We start from the raw sequence: 18,961 nt of genomic DNA on the forward strand, positions 1-18,961 counted from the left end.
GAAGCGGCAAAGAGTATATCAATACTTTGCCCGATTGCGCCGGAGCCGCGCGGGACATGGCGCGGCGCATCGGGCGCGGTTTCAGGGGCGGATTCAGGCGCGTTTTCAGGCAAATCCCACCGAGCGATTGCGCCCTTCGCGCTTGGCCGTGTAAAGCGCCGCATCCGCCTCGTTGATGAGCGCTTCGTACGACGACGTCACGCCGGTACGCGCACGCGCCACGCCGACGCTCGCCGTCACGGGCACGCGCGCGTTCTGCACGTCGACGGGCGTCTCGCCGATCTCCCTCCGCACTTTCTCCGCGACGATCATCGCGTCGTCGAAATTCGTGCACGGCAAGAGCAGCGCGAATTCCTCGCCGCCAAAACGCCCGAACACGTCCTGCACGCGCACGGCCTTGGCGACGCGCTCGGCCATCACGCGCAGGACCGTATCGCCGACGAGGTGGCCGCGATCGTCGTTGATGCGTTTGAAATGGTCGAGATCGAAGAGCAGCATCGACAGTTCGCCGCCGTAGCGATGCCAGCGCTGGAATTCGTCGCGCAATCGCAGCTCGAAATAGCGCCGGTTCGCGATGCCGGTCAAGCCGTCGCGGTCCGCGAATTCCTGCAGTTTCGCGACGGCTTCGTCGCGGGCGCGCTGCATCATGCTCGCGTGCGTCACGTCGGAAATCGTCACGCAGACGGCGCGCACGTCGCCCTCTAGCGTGAGCGGCATGAACGTGCAGTCCTGCTGCATGTAATCGACGCCGCCGGTGATCGGCCGGTCGTGGTCGAACTTGAAGAGATACGGGCGCTGCTCCCACGAACTGAACGCGAAGCTGCCGAGCTGGAACACGCTTTCGACCTTGCGCGTGAACCACACGCGCGGCAGTTCCGGAAAGCTCGCGAAAATCGATTTGCCGATCACTTGCTCGGCCGTCTTGCCGCTGTGGTCCTGCATGAAGCGGTTCCACATCAGCACGTTGAGGTCGCGATCGAGCACGAAGATGCCGAATCCGACACGCTCGATCACCAGCTCGCTCAGCAGATGGCGCAGGTCTTCCATTCGTCAGAGGCTCGACAGCAGCGCATCGAGCGCTTCGCTCAGATGCGCGATCGCGTCCTCGGCCATCAGCATCACGAGATGCGCGCGAAAACTGTGGTCTTCGAGCGCGAAATTCACTTCGAGCAGGAGCGCCGTCTTCCACGCGAGCATCGCGGGCTGAAAGACCTCGTCGAGCCCGATGTCCGAGCCGAGCATGCCGGGCGGCGAAAAAATCGGCGAACGGCCAAGGCGGTCGAGAATGCACGAAACGCACGCGCCCATCAGCACCGTCGCGATATCGAAGACGAGCTCGGTGCGCGTCGTCGTCGTGTACGTGGACTTCGTGTAGGGATCGTCGACGAGCGCGCATAGCTGATCGACGCTGCCGCTCTTGCAGAGCACGATCGCCTCGCCCTTGATGTCCGAGCGGAAGCCCTGGCGCACGGCGGTGACGGTATCGGTGATGCCGGTCATCTCCGAAAGCGCCGCGGATGCCTCCGCCACGCTCACGACGCGCACGCGCGGCACCGACAGCTCGATGAAGGTGCCGAGCAGCTTCGAAAGACGCGTCGCCGCCTGGCCCATCGCCATGTTGGCCACTTCCTGCAGCGCGTCGCGCTGATCTTCGTTGAGGGCGGTTTCAAGCATGGAGACCGTACTCCTTCAATACGGGGCGCAGCGCTTCGGGCGTCACCGGCTTCGGCAGGAAGGCGATCGCGCCGAGCGCGCGTACGCGTTCCTGGGCCATCGGCTGCACATCGGCGGATACGACGATCACGAACGTATTCAGATCTTCGTGCTGCAAGGCGTCGAGAACCTGATAGCCCGTCATGTCGGGCATCGTCAGATCGAGGAACATCACCGAGGCGCGGCCGGCCCGATAGTGCTCGAGCGCCTCGCGCCCGTTGGTCGCGTAGGAGATCTCGACGTCCCAGTCCGGGGGCAGCGCGCGCGTCAGCACCTTGCGCGCGAGCAGTGAATCATCGGCAATGACAATCGGCAACGGCATGGTCGGCAGGATCTTTTAGGCTGTTTTCGGGCGGAGAACGGTCGTGTCGACGGACACGGCGGGCTCTCGTATGGATTACGGCATCCGCGCAGCGATCTTTATAGCGATGTTCACGGAAGAACCGGCGTGAGCCCTTGGGCCCGGCGGGAATGCGGGCGCTGTCGGAGATGCAGGTCGGCGGCGATGAGCCAGGCGCGTCGCCTGTCGACGTCGGCTCGCCACGCGGCGGGCGGGCGCTGTGTAATCAGCGCGCGCCCAGTGCGCGATGGATGCTGGCTCTCGATCGGCGTCATGTTGCCTGCCCCGTGCGTGATCCGGAGATCCCGGACCTTGGCCTTTTTCTCCTCGCTCGGTCGCGCTGCCTGCCCGCATTTGCCGGGCAAGCGGTACTTCGCCCCGACGCGCGCCGGGAGGCTGCTTGTATTCCCCGGCCGACGCTCTCAGCGGCGTTTCGGATCGGAGGATTGCATTGTCTGATTATCAGAATGTCAAAGCAACTCGATGAGGCGCCGAGCGAGAATTAATATGATGAAATAAGGTTCGATACGGGTGAATTCTGCTCGATGTGTTCCGATGCGCTGTCAGTCCATGCTTTTGTGTACGTTTGCGCTTCCAAGAATCTCGCTAACTGCGCGCCGCGTGCAAGCTTCGTTCGACGGCCGGGAAGGCTGAATCGCGCCGATCCGGCATGCTTCGTGCGTCCTAGTTGCGGTTGCACCGTCCACGCCCGCTACCGCGTACGAAAGGTACGGGCCATGAGTAAGTTTTCCAATTCGCTGCCAAAAATGACGCTGCAACGTGAGGAGTCCGACGCCGTTCCCGCCGCGCAGTCGTGGCAGGAGGAACCGCCTTTTCCGGTGGTGCCCGAGCGCAACTTCGCCGCGCAGCGCCTCACGCTCTACGCGTTGCTGGTCGCGGCGGTCGTGCTGCCGTGCGTGTACGTCGCCATCACCGCATACACCGATTACCACGCGCGCGTCGCCGACGCCTCCGATCTGGTCGCGCGCAACGCCCGCGTCGCGGAAGAACACGCGCTGAAAGTCTTCGATCTGAACGTGACGCTCAACGAGCGCATCGTCGATCTGCTCGACGGCCTCGACGCCGCCGCGATCCGCCGCGAAAGCGCCACGATCCATCAGCGCCTCAAGGCGATCAGCGGCTCCTATCAGCAAGTTGCGGCGGCATCCGTGTTCGGCGCCGACGGCAAGCTGCTCGCGACGAGCCGCATCTGGCCGACGCCCGACATCTCCGTTGCCGAGCGCGACGATTTCGGCGGCCTGCGCGCCGGCCAGAGCCAGCGGATTTCGCGCGTGATGGTCGGCCGCGTCGCCGGCGAGCAGGTGTTCAACACGGCCATCGCGCGGCGCACGCCGGCGGGCGCGTTCGACGGCATGGTGACGATTGCGCTGCGCCCATCGTATTTCAGCGCGTTCTATCGCGAGCTGATCGGCGATAACCCGAGCGTGTCGCTCGGTCTGACGCGCGCGGACGGCGAAGTGCTCGCGTGGTATCCGCCGCGCCCGGCCGATCGCATGGCGCTCGCGGCCAGCTCGCCGCTGCGCGAGGCGTACCGCGCGGGCGGCCGAAGCGGCGTCGTCAGGATGGTTTCGGGGCTGGACGATCAGCTGAAGATCGTCGCGTTCCGGCGCGTCGGCGGGTATCCGGCCTATGTATCGAGCGGCTATCCGATCGCGACGATCTGGTCGGCATGGTGGAAGCATCTGAGCGTGCTCGCGCTCTCGATCTTCGCGCCGTGCGTCGTGCTGTGGGGCGTAATCGCGCAGTCGTTGCGGCGCCTCGCGACCGAAGAGGAAGCATGGGAGCGCTGGCAGGCCGAAGCGTCGATGCGCCGCTCGATCGAATCGGCGTATCGGCAGGCGCGCAAGATGGAGGCGCTCGGCAATCTCGTCGGCAGCGTCGCGCACGACTTCAACAATCTGCTGATGATCGTCTCGACCAACGTGCAGATCGCGCGGCGGCGCGGCGCGCCCGGCCTCGATCGCGAACTCACGGCGATGGAACGCGCGCTGAAAAGCGGCCAGTCGCTCACGCGGCAACTGCTCGGCGTCGCGCGCAAGCAGCCGTTGCGCAGCGAGATCATCGCGATCGGCAAATGGGTGCCGGCGGGGCGCGAGTTGCTGCGCGCATCGCTCGGTGCGAAGGTGGCGCTCAGCGTCGAAGTCGCGCCGGAGGTGTGGGCGATCCGCGTCGATCCGGCGGAACTGGAGCTCGCGCTCATCAACGTCGCGGTGAACGCGCGCGACGCGATGCCCAACGGCGGCACCTTCACCGTGCGCGCCGGCAACGTGCGCTTTCGCCACGAGGACGGCTTTCCGATCACCGGCGAATTCGTGCAGATCACGCTCGAAGACAACGGCTTCGGCATGAGCGCCGAAGTGCTCGGGCGCGCGTTCGAACCGCTTTTCACGACCAAGCCGAAAGGCATGGGCACGGGCCTCGGCCTGCCGCAGGTGTTCGCGTTCTGCGAGCGCGCGGGCGGGCTCGCGACCATCGACAGCGCGATCGGCGCGGGCACCGCCGTGCGTCTGTACCTGCCGCGCGCGACGGCGGCGGCGCCCGGCGCGGCCGCGAAGCACGAACAAGCGGCGTCGCAGGAAGCGGACGGCTTGCGCGTGCTGCTCGTCGAGGACAACGAGGAAGTCGCCGCCGGCACCGAAGCGCTGCTCACGATGATGGGCCACCACGTCACCTACCTCTTCAACGCCGATGCCGCCGCCACGATGCTCGAAGCCGCGCGCGCCGACGCATCGGCCGGTTTTCCGTTCGATGTCGTGCTCTCCGACATTCACATGCCGGGGCAGATGAACGGCATCGATCTCGCCGAAATGATGCAGCGCTTTCACCCGCGCATTCCGGTGATCCTCGTCACGGGTTACGCGGAAGAGCTCGACCGCGCGCGGCAGGTCGGCGCGCGCGTGCTGTCGAAGCCGTTCGACATCGCGCTGCTCGACGCGCTCCTGCGCGCGATCCGCGACGGCGCGACGCCTTCCGATCTGCGCGCGGCGCGTTCGGTCGATCGCTGAACCGCCCGCGCTGCAATCGACTTTTGCACGCGCGTTTGTAAAAGCGCCGGCTCCTTTTCCCGCGCCGTGCCGCTCGCGCCGGTTCACGCGCATCCGGCACGCGAGTTGCGTGAATGCCGACATGCGCGGCGACCGACGTCGCCGATTTTCGGAATTCGCCCATCCGCAGGAGGCGTACATGCGACACACCGTCATCGGAGTTTTCGACACCTATGCGCAGGCCGAGGACGCGCGCTCGGCCCTGATCGCCGCCGGCTTCCTGCGCGCGGATATCGAACTGCAGGCCAATCCCAAGCGCGACGATGCAGCCGCGCCGTCCGACATGCCCGATGCCGTCACGCATCAGGAGCCGGGCGTGCTCGCCAACATCGAGCGCTTCTTCAGCATGCTCTTCGGCGGACGCGATCAGCCGCCGGAAGTCGCGCACTATTCCGAGGCCGTGCGGCGCGGTGCGATCCTCGTCGCCGTCGAAACGCCGAGCGTCGAGCAGGCCGACATCGCGCGCGCGACGCTGTCCGATCAGGGCGCGATCGATATCGATGAACGCGCGGCAAGCTGGACGACGCTCGAACACGGCACGTCCGCGGCGGCCGCCGATGACCGCGATCATTCGGTGCTCGACGAACTGGGCCTCGGACGCGGCAGCGCGGTGCCGGGACGCGAGCCGGTGAACGATCCCGACCAGACGCCGTCGCGTGCGCGGGCTTATCCGCACGCCGATGTCGGCGATCCGGCCGCGCTGACGCCGCGCGATTACGTCAGCGATCCCGCCGACGATCCGCTGATGCCGCGCGGCGGCATGTCGCAATCGCAGTCCCAATCCCAGTCGATGACGAGCGACGCCGAACGCACCGCCCGCGATCCGCTCGCCGGTCGCGACCCGGTCACGGGCCGGGATCCGTACGCGACGACCGGCGCCGATCCGCTCGCCGATCCGCTCGCCGGGACGCCCGCCGATCCGCTCGCCGGGACGCCCGCCGATCCGCTCGCGGCGCGCACCGAACTCGCGGGCGATTCGCTATCGGAGCGCGACGCCATCGCGGGCCGCGATCCGCTGCGCACGACCGGCGCGGTGCCGCCCGAGCGCGCTCCGTTGCCCGGCGTGCGTACCGACACGGCGTCCGAATGGCGCTCCGTCGAACCGCTGAGCCCGCTCGACGAACCCGCGACGCCGTCTCAGGCGGGCGCGGCGCGCGCGGCGGGATCGTCGCCCGATCCGGTTGTCGCTTCGGCGGGAACGCAGGCGGGCGGTCCGGTCGGACCCATCGGAAATCCGCAAAACGTGCCCAATGAATTCATGGAGTACGAAGACGACTTCCGCGCCGATTACGCATCGAAGTATTCGGCGACGGGCGAGCCTTACGAGGACTATCAGGGCGCGTATCGCTACGGCGCGACGCTCGGCAACGACGATCGATTCCGCAGCCGCACCTGGGACGATCAGATGGAATACGAAACGCGCCGCGACTGGGAGAGCAAGCACCCCGAAGGCGATACGTGGGAACGCTTCAAGGCGGCGATTCGTCACGGCTGGGATCGTGTGACGGGACATCATCACGTCTGAGTTCCGAGCCGCTCACGACAACGGCCCGCTTGCGCGGGCCGTTTTTTCGTGTGAACGGTGAGCGCTCAGGCCGCCCGATCCCGCACCCATGCGACGTACTTGTCCATGAACGTCTGCAGATATTTGCGCGTGTCTTCGCTCACGATATTGCCGTTTTCGTCGATGCGCTTTTCGTCGTGCTTGATGTACATCTCCGGCTGATTCATCAGCACGATGTCGAGGTACGCGCACACGCCGCGCAGATGCGACTGCGCGATCGCCGTGCCGATCGCCCCAACCGACGTCCCGATGATCGCGCCCGGCTTGCCGCCCCACGCGCTTTGTCCCCACGGACGCGAGCCCCAGTCGAGCGCGTTCTTCAGCACACCGGGAATCGAGCGGTTGTATTCCGGCGTGACGATCAAGAGGCCGTTTGCTTCGGCGATCTTCTGCTTGAACGTGCGCGCGGCTTCGGGAAAGTCGCTGTCGTAGTCCTGGCTGTACAGCGGCAGGCTGCCGATGTCGAGAAACTCGAACGAGAAATCGCCCGGCGCGAGCGACACGAGCGCATGCGCGAGCTGCTTGTTGAACGAACCCTGTCGCAGACTGCCGACGACCACCGCGATCTTTAAGGCCATGAGATCTTCCCCGTCAAAGGTATGAAAAGGCGGATGAAGCGTTCCGGACAACGCCGTCCTCGCGACGACGCGCGTGCACATGATAGGCGCATCGCGGGTCGGCCGTCTTCAATGCGCGCAGTCAATCGGGACTATTTTTGCGATGAATCGAGCAATGTACCTCGCGCCGCGCCACTACGCGGTTCACAGTGAGCTATCCCCATGGTTATCCACAGTTTCTGTGGATAAGTCGAGAGTAACTTTCATTCCGATAATTTTCTGATTCAACCACGAAACAAAGCGCCCCAAGTCGCGCAAAAAGGTCGTACGAATCGGAACGCATCCTTGCTGATCGCGTAAAAATCTCCGCATTAAGTGAGCGATTACTTGCCATCGCGGGCCCGCATTCATCCACTCTGAACAACAATGTGTTGGCTCAATCAGTATTTTTGTCCAATAGGAATCCTCCTAGACTGCCTCTCAAGCGTCGGCCCGACGCACACGCATCCAGGAGATTCAAATGAAAAGCTCATTGATCGGCGGTCTCGTTTTGTCGGCGCTTCTCGCCACCGCGCCCGCTTTTGCGCAATCGACGCCTGTGGGCAAGACCCGCGCCGAAGTGAAAGCGGAGCTACAGAGCGCGCGTCGCGCGGGCGATCTGGATGCGGTCAACGCGCTGAGCTATCCGCAATTGCGTCCTTATCAGGAACGCCACGCACAGCTTCAGGCCGGCGTGCGCGACGGTTCCAGCGCGCACTGAACAGCAGCGATTTCGATAATCAGAGGAAGCAGTCTGAACTGGCCCTCCTCCACCGTCGGAATGAAGGTGGTTCGCCCGGTGCCCCCGCGCCGGGCTTTTTTTCGCGGTCAGAGCGAAGCCGCGTTCAGTACGCGCAGCCCGCGATGATGAGACCGAAGACCGGCAGCATGATGGCGAGCTCCGAGGGAAAAAGGTGAGACGTTTCGGGAGCCTCCCCACGGTGAGCCAGCCGATACAGCCGCGCCTCACTTATAGCCGGATCATCGGGATCGCGAAGCAATTTCGGCAGCTCAGTCACATTCTTAAGTGGACCACCCAAGCCGTTGTTCTTTAACGCATTCGACTTGCTTGACCACGATGCGGCGCGGCATGTACTTCGAGCCGCCCGGTCATCGTTTCGAAACGCGCCGGCTTCGGCTACGCGACGCGCTCCGCTAAAGGTGAGCAGATTCGGGAGTCAGGAAAAGGCCTTGTCGCCAGGCCGCGGCCCAGGAATAAAACCCAGTCGGCACAGCTACTTGCGCTTCCCGCGGTTATTTACCCGGGTCAAGGATACGCCTTGAGGTGAGGAAATTCGGGAGCCACTCGGCGGACGGAACGGCACTTGCTGCTCTGTCAGCCCTCGTACTTCTCACCCACCCCGGCAACATGACCATCAAAAGACCTTGGGCATACGGCGCTGCGGCGCTGGCTCTGATCGGCGGCGTCGCGACGCTGGCTGCATGCGCGTCGAACGGGGCGCGCCCAAGCGGCAACGACAACGTGCCCGAACCGTCGAAGGCCGTCGACATCGATCGCTATCTCGGTCACTGGCACGAGTTCGCGCGTTACGAAAATCGCTTCGAGCGCAATTGCGAAGCCGTCACGGCGAACTACGCGCGTCGCGAGGACGGGCTCGTATCCGTCGTCAACGCGTGCAGGCAAGGCGGGCTGAGCGGTCCGTACCGGTCGGCGGAAGGACGCGCGAAGATCGTCCCCGGATCGAATGGGACGAAGCTGAAGGTGTCGTTCTTCGGTCCGTTCTATGTCGGCGACTACTGGATTCTCGATCACGCCGACGATTACACGTGGTCCATCGTCGGCGAACCGACCGGGCGTTATCTGTGGATTTTGACGCGCGAGGCGAAGCCTTCGGCGGAGTTGCGTCGCACGCTGATCGAGCGCACGCGCGCGCTCGGTTACGACGTCACGATGCTGCGCGAAACGCAGCAAGGCTGACTTTTCAGCTTGCCTTGCAAGCGACGAGCAGCGAGTTCTGATTGTTCTCGGTCGACTGGCCAAGCACGTCGTAGCCGTTCGGACAGAGCGCCTTCGCGTTGTCCGTGCAATTGCGCCATCCGCCGTAGGCGGGGCATTGAATCTGTTGCGTCGGACGTCCGTCGGCGGAGAAAAGCGGCGGCGCGCTGCTGCATCCGGCGAGCGCCCACGCGCTGCCCGCCAGCATGATCGAAAGGCCGAGTTTTCTGCCGAGTTCCGTCGCGCTTTTCATCCGCTACCCCTTTGATTCTTGGTCGTTATTTTTCGATTTCGGGAGTATGCCACGCGAAGCTTTCGCGACAATTCGCCTGTTCGCAAAAGTGCGTCAGACGGCGATGCCGAGCGCCGCGATCTTCTTGTACAACGTCGCCCGTCCGATGCCGATTTTCTCCGCCGCATCCGCGACCCGACCGCCGCTCGCGCGCAACGCATCCGAGAGAAAGCGCCGCTCGAAATCGGCCATCGCGTCGGCGTACGACACGTTCGGCGGCTCGTCGCCTTCCTGGGCGACGGGTTCGGCCTGCGCCGCGATCGCCACTCGCCCCGCATCGATGAACGCGGAGAGCGCGCGGGCGTCGATGTGCTCGGTTTCGGACAGCATCAACGCGCGTTCGAGCGTGTTGCGCAGTTCGCGGACATTGCCGGGCCAGGAATACGCCTCGAGCAGTTGCAGGCCATCTTTATGCAGCACGAAATGGCCGACGTGCCCCGGCCGCGTATCGGCGGACAGGTCTTCGAGGATCGCGTAAGCGAGCGCTTCGATATCGGCGAGCCGGTCGCGCAACGGCGGCGCGTGGATCGTCAGCACGTTCAGCCGATAGAACAGGTCCGCGCGAAAGCGTCCCGCCGCGACGAGCGCGGGCAGATCGGCGGAGGTCGCCGCGATGATGCGGACATCCGCGCGCACGATGCGATTCGAGCCGAGCGGCTCGAACTCCTTGTCCTGCAGCACGCGCAGCAGCTTGCCCTGAAGCGGCAGCGGCATATCGCCGATTTCGTCGAGGAAAAGCGTGCCGCCATCGGCGAGTTCGAACTTTCCGACGCGCCCTTTCCGCTCCGCGCCCGTGTACGCGCCCGCCGCCGCGCCGAAGAACTCGACTTCGAGCAGCGTGTCGGGGATCGCCGCGACGTTGACGGTCACGAGCGGCTTACCCGCGCGCGTCGACGCGCCGTGGATCGAATGCGCGAGCAGTTCCTTGCCGGTGCCGGTTTCGCCGAGCAGAAGCACGGGCGAATCGACGAGCGCCGCGCGCCGCGCCTGACGTTTCACTTCGAGACTGACCGGGCTCGTGCCGACGAAGCTCGAAAACGTATACTTCGCGCGCCGCGCCTGCGCGAGCGACTGGCGCGTCGCGATCAGTTCCTGCTGCACGCGCGAGTAATGCGCGAACAGCGGCGTGAGCGCCTTCATCTCGTCGAAGAGCGCGAAGCCGATCGCGCCGACCGTCGCGCCCGAGTCGTCCTTTAGCGGCAGACGCGTGACGACGAGCGGCTCGCGATCCGTTTCCAGCACGTCGAGCAGAATCGGCTTGCCGGTCGCGACGACCTCGCGCATCAGGCTGTTCGGAATCACCGCTTCGCAGTCGAGTCCGATCGCGTCGAGCGGATCGTCGAAGCCGAAGCGCGCCGCGTAGCGCTTGTTGATCCACACGACGCGCGCGTCCGCGTCGACGATGAAGGTGCCTTCGCTCAGATTCTCGAAGGTCTTGAAAAGCGACTCCATCGCGCGGCGCATCACGTCGCTGTAGTCCGCCGGCACGTTGATCCAGTCGTTGCGCATGGCGCCCAAAGTCTCCGTTTTCTCCATATCGAGACGACTATCTCAATCCGGAGACGCGCCCGCTATCCGCATCTGCACTAGTTCTCAATGCTGTATGCAGCTGTTTCGATAGACGAGGATGTCTCCGTTCGGAGACATTTTCCTGAAACCTTGCGATGTCATCTTCCCCTGATGCCTGTCGCGCCTGAGTTTCAGCACACTGGCACGGAAAGTGCATTTTGCACGCGCGGTGCGTTATCCATGCGCCGGCAGCGCTTCCAGAAGAGGCGCGCTGACAGTTTCAAAGAACAACCATCACGGAGACTCAATGTCGTTCATCATCGTGCTCGCCGCCCTGGCGTTCCTGATGCTCGCCGCCTATCGCGGCTACAGCGTCATTCTTTTTGCGCCGATCGCCGCGCTCGCGGCCGTCCTCCTCACCGATCCCGCTGCCGTCGCGCCCGTTTTCTCCGGCATCTTCATGGAGAAGATGGTCGGCTTCGTGAAGCTCTACTTTCCTGTGTTTCTGCTCGGCGCGGTGTTCGGCAAGGTCATCGAGCTGTCGGGATTCTCGGAGTCGATCGTCGCCGCAGCCATTCGATACATCGGCAAGTCGCGCGTGAATGCGGTGATCGTCGCGGTGTGCGCGTTGCTCACCTATGGCGGCGTGTCGCTGTTCGTCGTCGTGTTCGCGGTGTATCCGTTCGCGGCTGAGATGTATCGGCAGAGCAATATTCCGAAGCGTCTGATGCCGGGCGCGATTGCGCTGGGCGCGTTCTCGTTCACGATGGATTCGCTGCCGGGCACGCCGCAGATTCAGAACATCATCCCGACGACGTTCTTCAAGACGACTGGCTGGGCCGCGCCGTGGCTCGGCGTGATCGGTTCGCTGTTCATTATCGTCGTCGGCCTGGCGTTTCTCGAATGGCGCCGGCGCTCGGCGATGGCCAAGGGCGAAGGCTACGGCACGTCGCTCGTGAATGAGCCGGAGCGTGTGGAATCGACGTCGCTGCCGAATCCGATGCTCGCGATCGCGCCGCTGATTCTCGTCGGCGTTGCCAACTTCGCGCTGACGAAGTGGATTCCGACGTGGTATGGCGCGAGCTATACCGTGCCGCCGGAAGTGCTGCCGGGCGTGCATGCGCCTGTCACGACGGCTGTCAAAACCGTCGTCGCGATCTGGGCGGTGGAAGGTGCGTTGCTGCTTGGCATCGTGCTCGTTCTGCTGACCGCGTTTTCGCGCGTGAAGGAGCGGTTCGCGGTGGGGACGCGGGCGGCCGTTGCGGGGGCGCTCCTCGCGGCGATGAACACGGCTTCCGAATATGGCTTCGGTGGTGTGATCGCGGCTTTGCCAGGGTTTCTCGTGGTCAGCGATGCGCTCAAGAGCATTCCCAATCCGCTCGTCAATGCGGCTATCTCCGTTTCGTCACTCGCGGGGATTACGGGGTCTGCTTCCGGCGGGATGAGTATCGCGCTTGCTGCCATGTCGGATACGTTTATCGCTGGCGCTCAAGCTGCACATATTCCTTTGGAAGTGCTGCATCGCGTTGTGGCTATGGCCTCCGGTGGTATGGATACGCTGCCGCATAACGGTGCTGTTATTACTCTTCTGGCCGTGACCGGGCTCACGCATCGCGAGTCTTATCGCGATATTTTCGCTGTGACCATCATCAAGACTTTGGCTGTGTTCTTTGTTATCGCGGTTTATTACGCGACCGGCATTGTTTGATTTTTTTCGGTTTACGCCGGATCCCGTTTTCTTAGTGGTCTATTAGCGTTGCCCCTGTGCGGGGCGGCACCTACTTTCTTTGCTGCTGCAAAGAAAGTAGGCAAAGAAAGCAGCTTTTCAAGCCCGCGGTCACACGCACGTTGGGTAGTACTCTCGTCCTAGGCGGCACTCGCCTAAAGAGTGCCCTCATCACAATAACGGGGCTTGGATCGCGCACGGTCTGCCGCCCGAAACCGTTGAGAACGCTGGTTCAGCACGAAATGGCTTCGGCACAGCGCTACGCGCTGCCGCCGGGTCCGCAAGGGAAACCAACGTGAGGCAAGTGCAGTGAGATGGAGGCGTTAGTGAAGAAGCGCATGCATCCCCGCTTGACCGGTCGGCCGCGAAGCGGGCTGGAGCTATTTGGTGCTGAACCAGTTTGGTATGTGGTGCGATGTTACAGACCGTGCGCGAGCCAAGCCCGATTAGGTGTTTGAGGGCACTCTTTAGGCAGCCCACGATGGACGAGAGGACTACCCAAATTGCGTGTGACCGCGGGCGTATCAGTAGCTGCTTTCTTTGCTTACTTTCTTTGCAGCAGCAAAGAAAGTGAGTGCCGCCCCGCACAGGGGCAGTGCCAATAGACCGACACGAATACGGGATCCGGCGAAAAAAAGAAAAAACCCTAATTTACGCACAGCAAGCCAACACACCAAACTCCACAGAACCCGATCAAAACCCCGGAAAGAAGGAAAAAACCCGCATATGACCCAAACCGCATTGAACAAAGCGCTCGCCGGCAAGACGGCATTGGTCACCGGCTCGACGAGCGGCATCGGCCTCGGCATCGCGACGGCACTCGCACAGGCAGGCGCGAATCTCGTGCTCAACGGTTTCGGCGATATCGAAGGCGCGCTGAAGCAGATCGAAGCCACCGGCGTGAAAGCGGTCCACCATCCCGCCGACATGACGAAGCCCGAAGAAATCGAAGCGATGATCGCCTTCGCAAACGAGCAATTCGGCGCCGTCGATGTCCTCGTCAACAACGCCGGCATCCAGCACGTCGCGACCATCGACGAATTCCCGGTCGATCGCTGGGACGCGATCATCGCGATTAACCTCAGCTCGGCGTTCCACACGATGCGCGTCGCGCTGCCGCAAATGCGCGCGCGCAACTGGGGCCGCGTCATCAATATCGCGTCGGTGCACGGGCTCGTCGGCTCGGCGGGCAAATCGGCGTACGTCGCCGCGAAACACGGCATTCTCGGCCTGACCAAAGTCGCCGCGCTCGAAAACGCCCGCACCGGCGTGACCGTCAACGCAATCTGCCCAGGCTTCGTGCTCACGCCGCTCGTGCAGAAACAGATCGACGATCTCGCCGCCCGCGACTCGCTCACGCCCGACGCGGCCCGCGCCAAGCTGCTCGGCGACAAACAGCCGTCCGCGCAATTCGTGACGGCGCAGCAGATCGGCGATATGGCCGTGTTCCTCTGCTCCGATGCCGCCAGCGAAATGCGCGGCTCGGCGCTGCAAATCGACGGCGGATGGAGCGCGCAGTAACTAACGCGCCCCTATCGGCGACAAATCGCCACACTTGAGCGTTTCAGTCGGATTCCCCTAAAGATTGTGGGGCCAATCGCCGTTATGTCCTTGTAATGAGACGCGCGCCGCCTTCGAAAAGCGGCGCGCGACGCGAAGAAGAATCAAGGACATCATGCGCAATAACCAGCCCGTAACCCAGCAAGAGTTCGAATTCCCCGCCTCGGCGATGCTCGTCTCCGCCACCGACCTTTCCGGCAACATCCAGTACTGCAATCCGGCTTTCGTGTCGGTGTCGGGCTTCTCGCGCGACGAGCTGATCGGCCAGCCGCACAACCTCATCCGGCATCCCGACATGCCGCGCGAAGCGTTCGCCGATCTCTGGTCGACCGTGCGCGCCGGCCGCTCGTGGACCGCGCTCGTCAAGAATCGCCGCAAGAACGGCGATCACTACTGGGTGCGCGCGAACGTCACGCCGGTGATGGACCACGGCAAGGTCGTCGGCTATCTCTCCGTGCGCGTGAAGCCGACGCGCGATGAAGTCCGCGACGCCACCGCGCTCTACGCGCAGATCAAGGCCGGCAACGCGTCGCGACGCCTCGTGCGCGGCGCGCTCGTGAAGAACGGCATCGCGGGCAAGCTCGCGGCGCTCGCGAACCTGCCGGTGAGTTCGCGTCTCGCCACGGCTTTCGCCGCCGTGCCCGTCAGCATGCTGGTCGCGGCGCTGGCAGGATGGCGCGGCGCGCCGCCGCTGCCCTTCTGGATCGCGCTCGGCGTGAGTTCCGTTGCGAGCTTCGTGGGCTGGCTCGCGCTTTCGCGTCAGGTGGATGCGCCCGTCCGCACGATGTCCGGTTTCGCGGCGCGCATGGCCGCGGGCGATCTGACCGCCGACATGCCCGATGCGCGTCACGACGATCTCGGCGACGTGCAGCGCGCGCTCGGGCAGTTGAAGGCGAATCTCGCGGCGATCGTCTTCGACGTGCGCGGCCAGATCGGCGGCATGCTCGAGGCCGCCAACGAGATTTCGAGCGGCAACACGGACTTGTCGCGCCGCACGGAGATGCAGGCGGCATCGCTCGAACAGACGGCCGCGACGATGGATCAGCTCACGACGACCGTGCAAGGCAACGCCGACGCCACCGTGCGCGCGCTGGAAGTCGTCAAGGAAGCGCAGGCCGCGGCGGACGACGGCGGGCGCATCGCGAGCCAGGTCGAGCAGACGATGGCGGGCATCACGGCGGCGTCGCGGCGCATCGCGGACATCACCGATGTCATCGACGGCATCGCGTTCCAGACCAACATCCTCGCGCTCAACGCGGCCGTCGAGGCGGCGCGCGCGGGCGAAGCGGGCCGCTCGTTCGCGGTCGTCGCGACCGAAGTGCGCAATCTGGCGCAGCGCTGCGCGGCATCGGCGAAGGAAATCGAAGGCGTCGTCGCGACGAGCGTCGCGCAGATCGCGGAAGGCACGAGCCTCGTCGCGCGCACGACGAGCCAGATGCGCGCCATCGACGAAGCGGTGAACCGCGTATCGGCGATCATCATGGAAGTCGCGAAGGCGAGCGGCGAGCAGGCCGAGGGCATCGCGCAGGTGAATCAGGCGGTCGCGCATCTCGACGATTCGACCCAGCAGAACGCCGCGCTCGTCGAGCAGGCTGCGGCCACCGCGCAGCGCCTCGCGGAACGCGCGGTCGTGCTCGACGAAGCCGTGCGCCTCTTTACCGTGGCGAAGGCTTAGGATCGCTTGGTACTATCGGACATTGCCCACGAGGAGTGTCTCCGATGACCGCTGAGAACAATCGCACGGAAGAAGCGCGAGCGATGGAACGTATCGTCAACGCGACGCGCCAGGTTCAGTCCGCTTTCCTGGCGCTGCAAAAGCAGTTTCCGCCCGAAGGCGACGGCCGGCCTTCGCAGATGGCGCTGCAGACCTTCGACGCCGCGCTTCAGGAACTCGAAGACGCGCAAGCCGCCTTCGACACCATGCTCAACGATCTGTTCGACGGCAACCGCTAAATCGCCACGTTCTCGCGCGGGCCGTTCAGCGCGGTTTCATCGCCGGCGTCGTTGAGGCCCGCCCACGGCACGCCGTCGGCGGACTGGCGGCGCGCGGCGGCCACGCACGCTTCGACCAGCTCCCTGAACGACACCGCCGCCGAACTCGTACGCACGAGCACTTCGCCTTGCAGCGAACTTTCGGGGAAGATCAAGCCGACGATCAGTTCCGCCGACGGCGCGCGCTGATGCAGACGCCGCAGCAGGTTGCGCAGATACGGCGGCGACTCGGCGGCATCGAACGACACGACGCAGATGATCGTCACGCCGGCGAGATCGACCTCGCCGAAGCGTCCGCGCGAAAAGCGCTCGTAGCCCGCGAGGTCCGCGTACAGGCCGTGCTTGCGAAACAGCTGCACGGCGATGGTCGCCGCGAGATCGTCGAGCTCGCTTCTCCCCGCGATGCAGAGCACCGACGCCGTGTGGCCTTCCTTCTGCGCATCGAAGCGCGCGGGCGGCGTCTCGGGCGCGATGCGCGGCCCGTCGTCGGGCGATTCGAAACTCGCGGGCAAGTCCTCTTTCGGCGCGACGGTGACGGCCGTGTCCTCCGAATCCTCCAGCCCTTCGATGATGTCGAGCGCCGACTCGTTGATGCGCCGCAACTGATCCGCCGTGACGACGCCGCGCAGCACGTCGTTATGCGCGTAGCGCAAGCCTTCGAGCGCGACATCGTCGTAATACGCGATCAGAGAGCGTTCCTTGAGCAACGTCTCGGCCTGCACGAGCGCCTCGTCGGGATCGTTCGCGAGCAGGCGCTGATAGAAGTTCTCGGCGGGCGTGAGCGCGGGCCGGTCGCCGAACAGCACGTCGAGAAATTCGAGGCGATCGACATGGCGGCCGAGAATCACGAGGCAGAGCGTGAGCGGCGTCGAGAGCACGAGGCCGATCGGCCCCCAGATCCAGCTCCAGAAAATCGCCGCGACGATCACCGCGAACGGCGACAGGCCCGTGCTATGCCCGTACAGCAGCGGCTCGACGACTTGACCCGCGACGATGTCCGTCACGCCGAAGAGCACGATGGTCCACACGAGCATCGCCCAGCCGGGACCGACGGCCGCCGCGAACACGACCGCGACGATCGCCGCGATCCACGTTCCGACATACGGCACAAAGCGCAGAAGCGCGGTCATCACGCCGAAGAGCAGCGCGCCCGGCACGCCGATGATCGCGAGCCCGATCGAAATGACGATGCCCACGCCCACGTTGATGCCGAGCTGCGCGAGGAAGTAGCGCGACAGGCGCCGCGCGGCTTCGTCCATCGCGGTCGTCGCCCGATGCAGGTCGCGCGAGCCGAAAAGCCGTATCAGCCGGTCGCGCAGATCTTCGCGCTGAAGCAGGATGAACACCGCGACCACGAGCACGATGCCGGTGGTTTCCAGCGGACTGATGATCGGCGACAGAAAGCGCTGCGCGAGTTCCAGCGGCGTCGGCGTGGGCTCGTGCACTTCGACGGGCATCGGCTGGTCGATCGGCGAAGCGGCCGGATTGTCCTCGTTCTTCGGCTCCTGCTCGCGCGCGGGCGAAATCCGCTTCAGCGCGCGCGATGCGCGGCCGAGAAACTCATCGGCGCGGCCGACAGTCATCTTCTGCACGGAATCGATCTTGCGCTCGACGGCGACCTGATACTTCGGCAGATCGCCCGCGAGCTGCGCGACCTGAGCGCCGATCAGCGCGCCGACCGCCGTCAGCACCGACAGCGCGACCACTACGGCGACGATCACGGAAGGCACTTGCCCGAAGCGCAGCCGCCGCAGGAAATCGACGAACGGCGCGAGCAGAAAGCTCAGCAGAATCGCGAGGATGATCGGGATCATCACCGCGCGGCCGAAGTACAGCGCGCAAATGACGATGACGCCTGTCACGAGCGACGCCAGCGCGCGCACGCCGGGCGCTTCCGGCGGCAGGATCTTCGCGGGTGGCCGGCGCGGCCCGGGTGCTTGCGGCATGGAAACGGCTCGCTTTTAGTGTGTGGTCGGCGTGGAACGGCCAGTGCGCAGGCCGGAGCAACGTTGCATTATGCAAGACGCGTGCCGTCGATAAGCCGTTCGCCGCGAATAAGGTGAGCGCCTCCGGGATTCAAATTCGGCTGCGATCGGTTCAATGGTGAGGCAATACGGGAGCGAGCGCGCCGGAACAAACGCTGGTCTGGTTGTAAGAAGGGTGATCGGCCAATGCACCGGCGCGCGGACTACACTGAATCACGCTCTGCATTGGAGTCCGCCATGAACGCGATCCGCGCTTCAGTCGTAGTCATATCGGCATTCGCCGTCACATCGGCGTTCGCGCAGCTTCATCCGAGCGCCGAAACCGACATGTACGCGCCGCAAAACAGCACCAAGCTCATGCCGAACGCGCCGCTCGGCAGTCAATACCCGACGCACGGCAACGCGCAGGCCGGCGAGCTCAATCTCAATCCGAGCGATCCGCGCGCGCAGCTCGTCAACGGCCTGCCGAACAACGCCAACAGCGGCGGATACGGTTCGCCGCTCGCCGGCAACAAGGCGAACGTGCCGCGCGGCGAATAAATGACGTGGGTCCGCGCACCGAAAGCGCGCTCACCATTCTCGTTTCGAGAATGGTGATTTGAAAATCGACGGGATTCTCCTCATCGCGGCAAGAACCGATACTCGATTCACAGGACGGGACG

General features: G+C 64.5%; 16 protein-coding genes. 9 read left to right on the forward strand and 7 right to left on the reverse strand.

Features of this window, described 5'->3' with window-relative positions:
* Positions 1 to 105: 105 nt before the first annotated feature.
* Genes NCS03_RS20105 through NCS03_RS20115 form a run of 3 tightly spaced genes read right to left on the reverse strand, consistent with a single transcriptional unit; the run spans position 106 to position 2,035 of the window.
* Positions 106 to 1,047 (reverse strand): sensor domain-containing diguanylate cyclase, encoded by a 942-nt coding sequence (locus NCS03_RS20105; protein ID WP_008354268.1) that lies wholly within the window; start codon positions 1,045 to 1,047, stop codon positions 106 to 108.
* 3 nt (positions 1,048 to 1,050) lie between these two features.
* Positions 1,051 to 1,674 carry a chemotaxis protein CheC gene (locus NCS03_RS20110; RefSeq protein ID WP_008354267.1) on the reverse strand — a complete coding sequence of 208 codons (624 nt, stop codon included), beginning with the start codon at positions 1,672 to 1,674 and terminating at the stop codon, positions 1,051 to 1,053.
* On the reverse strand, positions 1,667 to 2,035 hold the full coding sequence (locus tag NCS03_RS20115; protein ID WP_008354266.1) for a response regulator: 369 nt from the start codon (positions 2,033 to 2,035) through the stop codon (positions 1,667 to 1,669). The genes NCS03_RS20110 and NCS03_RS20115 overlap by 8 nt, the downstream gene beginning before the upstream one ends.
* A gap of 785 nt (positions 2,036 to 2,820) precedes the next feature.
* Here NCS03_RS20115 and NCS03_RS20120 point away from each other — a divergent pair.
* Positions 2,821 to 5,079 (forward strand): hybrid sensor histidine kinase/response regulator family protein, encoded by a 2,259-nt coding sequence (locus tag NCS03_RS20120; protein ID WP_175982388.1) that lies wholly within the window; start codon positions 2,821 to 2,823, stop codon positions 5,077 to 5,079.
* Positions 5,080 to 5,257: 178 nt separating this feature from the next.
* Complete coding sequence (locus tag NCS03_RS20125; protein ID WP_250529654.1) at positions 5,258 to 6,643, forward strand: hypothetical protein; 1,386 nt, start codon at positions 5,258 to 5,260, stop codon at positions 6,641 to 6,643.
* Positions 6,644 to 6,708: 65 nt separating this feature from the next.
* Here the strand turns inward: NCS03_RS20125 and NCS03_RS20130 are convergent, their stop codons facing one another.
* Positions 6,709 to 7,260: an NADPH-dependent FMN reductase gene (locus NCS03_RS20130; RefSeq protein WP_008354262.1), complete on the reverse strand. Its 552-nt coding sequence runs from the start codon at positions 7,258 to 7,260 to the stop codon at positions 6,709 to 6,711.
* 499 nt (positions 7,261 to 7,759) lie between these two features.
* On the opposite strand from NCS03_RS20130, the gene NCS03_RS20135 reads away from it, so the two are divergent.
* Together NCS03_RS20135 and NCS03_RS20140 are read left to right on the forward strand one after the other, a co-directional pair.
* Positions 7,760 to 7,999 (forward strand): DUF4148 domain-containing protein, encoded by a 240-nt coding sequence (locus NCS03_RS20135; protein ID WP_008354261.1) that lies wholly within the window; start codon positions 7,760 to 7,762, stop codon positions 7,997 to 7,999.
* 648 nt (positions 8,000 to 8,647) lie between these two features.
* Entirely contained in the window at positions 8,648 to 9,217 is a 570-nt protein-coding gene (locus NCS03_RS20140; RefSeq protein ID WP_008354260.1) for a lipocalin family protein, read from the forward strand.
* A 4-nt stretch (positions 9,218 to 9,221) separates the two neighbouring features.
* Here NCS03_RS20140 and NCS03_RS20145 read toward each other — a convergent pair whose 3' ends face one another.
* Together NCS03_RS20145 and NCS03_RS20150 are read right to left on the reverse strand one after the other, a co-directional pair.
* On the reverse strand, positions 9,222 to 9,488 hold the full coding sequence (locus NCS03_RS20145; RefSeq protein WP_008354259.1) for a hypothetical protein: 267 nt from the start codon (positions 9,486 to 9,488) through the stop codon (positions 9,222 to 9,224).
* A gap of 93 nt (positions 9,489 to 9,581) precedes the next feature.
* Positions 9,582 to 11,036: a sigma-54 interaction domain-containing protein gene (locus NCS03_RS20150; RefSeq protein ID WP_008354258.1), complete on the reverse strand. Its 1,455-nt coding sequence runs from the start codon at positions 11,034 to 11,036 to the stop codon at positions 9,582 to 9,584.
* 307 nt (positions 11,037 to 11,343) lie between these two features.
* On the opposite strand from NCS03_RS20150, the gene NCS03_RS20155 reads away from it, so the two are divergent.
* The 4 genes from NCS03_RS20155 to NCS03_RS20170 all read left to right on the forward strand — a co-directional run bounded on the left by NCS03_RS20155 (position 11,344) and on the right by NCS03_RS20170 (position 16,275).
* Entirely contained in the window at positions 11,344 to 12,744 is a 1,401-nt protein-coding gene (locus NCS03_RS20155) for a GntP family permease (protein WP_008354257.1), read from the forward strand.
* A gap of 744 nt (positions 12,745 to 13,488) precedes the next feature.
* Positions 13,489 to 14,283, forward strand: a complete 795-nt coding sequence (locus tag NCS03_RS20160) for a 3-hydroxybutyrate dehydrogenase (protein ID WP_008354256.1) — start codon at positions 13,489 to 13,491, stop codon at positions 14,281 to 14,283.
* Between the two features lie 154 nt (positions 14,284 to 14,437).
* Positions 14,438 to 15,997: a methyl-accepting chemotaxis protein gene (locus tag NCS03_RS20165; RefSeq protein WP_175982344.1), complete on the forward strand. Its 1,560-nt coding sequence runs from the start codon at positions 14,438 to 14,440 to the stop codon at positions 15,995 to 15,997.
* A 44-nt stretch (positions 15,998 to 16,041) separates the two neighbouring features.
* The gene (locus NCS03_RS20170) at positions 16,042 to 16,275 is read left to right on the forward strand and encodes a hypothetical protein (protein WP_008354254.1); all 234 of its coding nucleotides are present in this window, start codon (positions 16,042 to 16,044) and stop codon (positions 16,273 to 16,275) included.
* Here the strand turns inward: NCS03_RS20170 and NCS03_RS20175 are convergent.
* Entirely contained in the window at positions 16,272 to 18,260 is a 1,989-nt protein-coding gene (locus tag NCS03_RS20175; protein ID WP_250529655.1) for an AI-2E family transporter, read from the reverse strand. The genes NCS03_RS20170 and NCS03_RS20175 overlap by 4 nt on opposite strands.
* 276 nt (positions 18,261 to 18,536) lie before the next feature.
* Between NCS03_RS20175 and NCS03_RS20180 the strand changes: the two genes are divergently transcribed.
* Positions 18,537 to 18,839 (forward strand): hypothetical protein, encoded by a 303-nt coding sequence (locus NCS03_RS20180; protein ID WP_008354251.1) that lies wholly within the window; start codon positions 18,537 to 18,539, stop codon positions 18,837 to 18,839.
* The last annotated feature ends 122 nt before the right edge of the window (positions 18,840 to 18,961 follow it).

This window comes from Caballeronia sp. ATUFL_F1_KS4A, assembly GCF_023630905.1.
GTDB classification, from domain to species: domain Bacteria; phylum Pseudomonadota; class Gammaproteobacteria; order Burkholderiales; family Burkholderiaceae; genus Caballeronia; species Caballeronia zhejiangensis.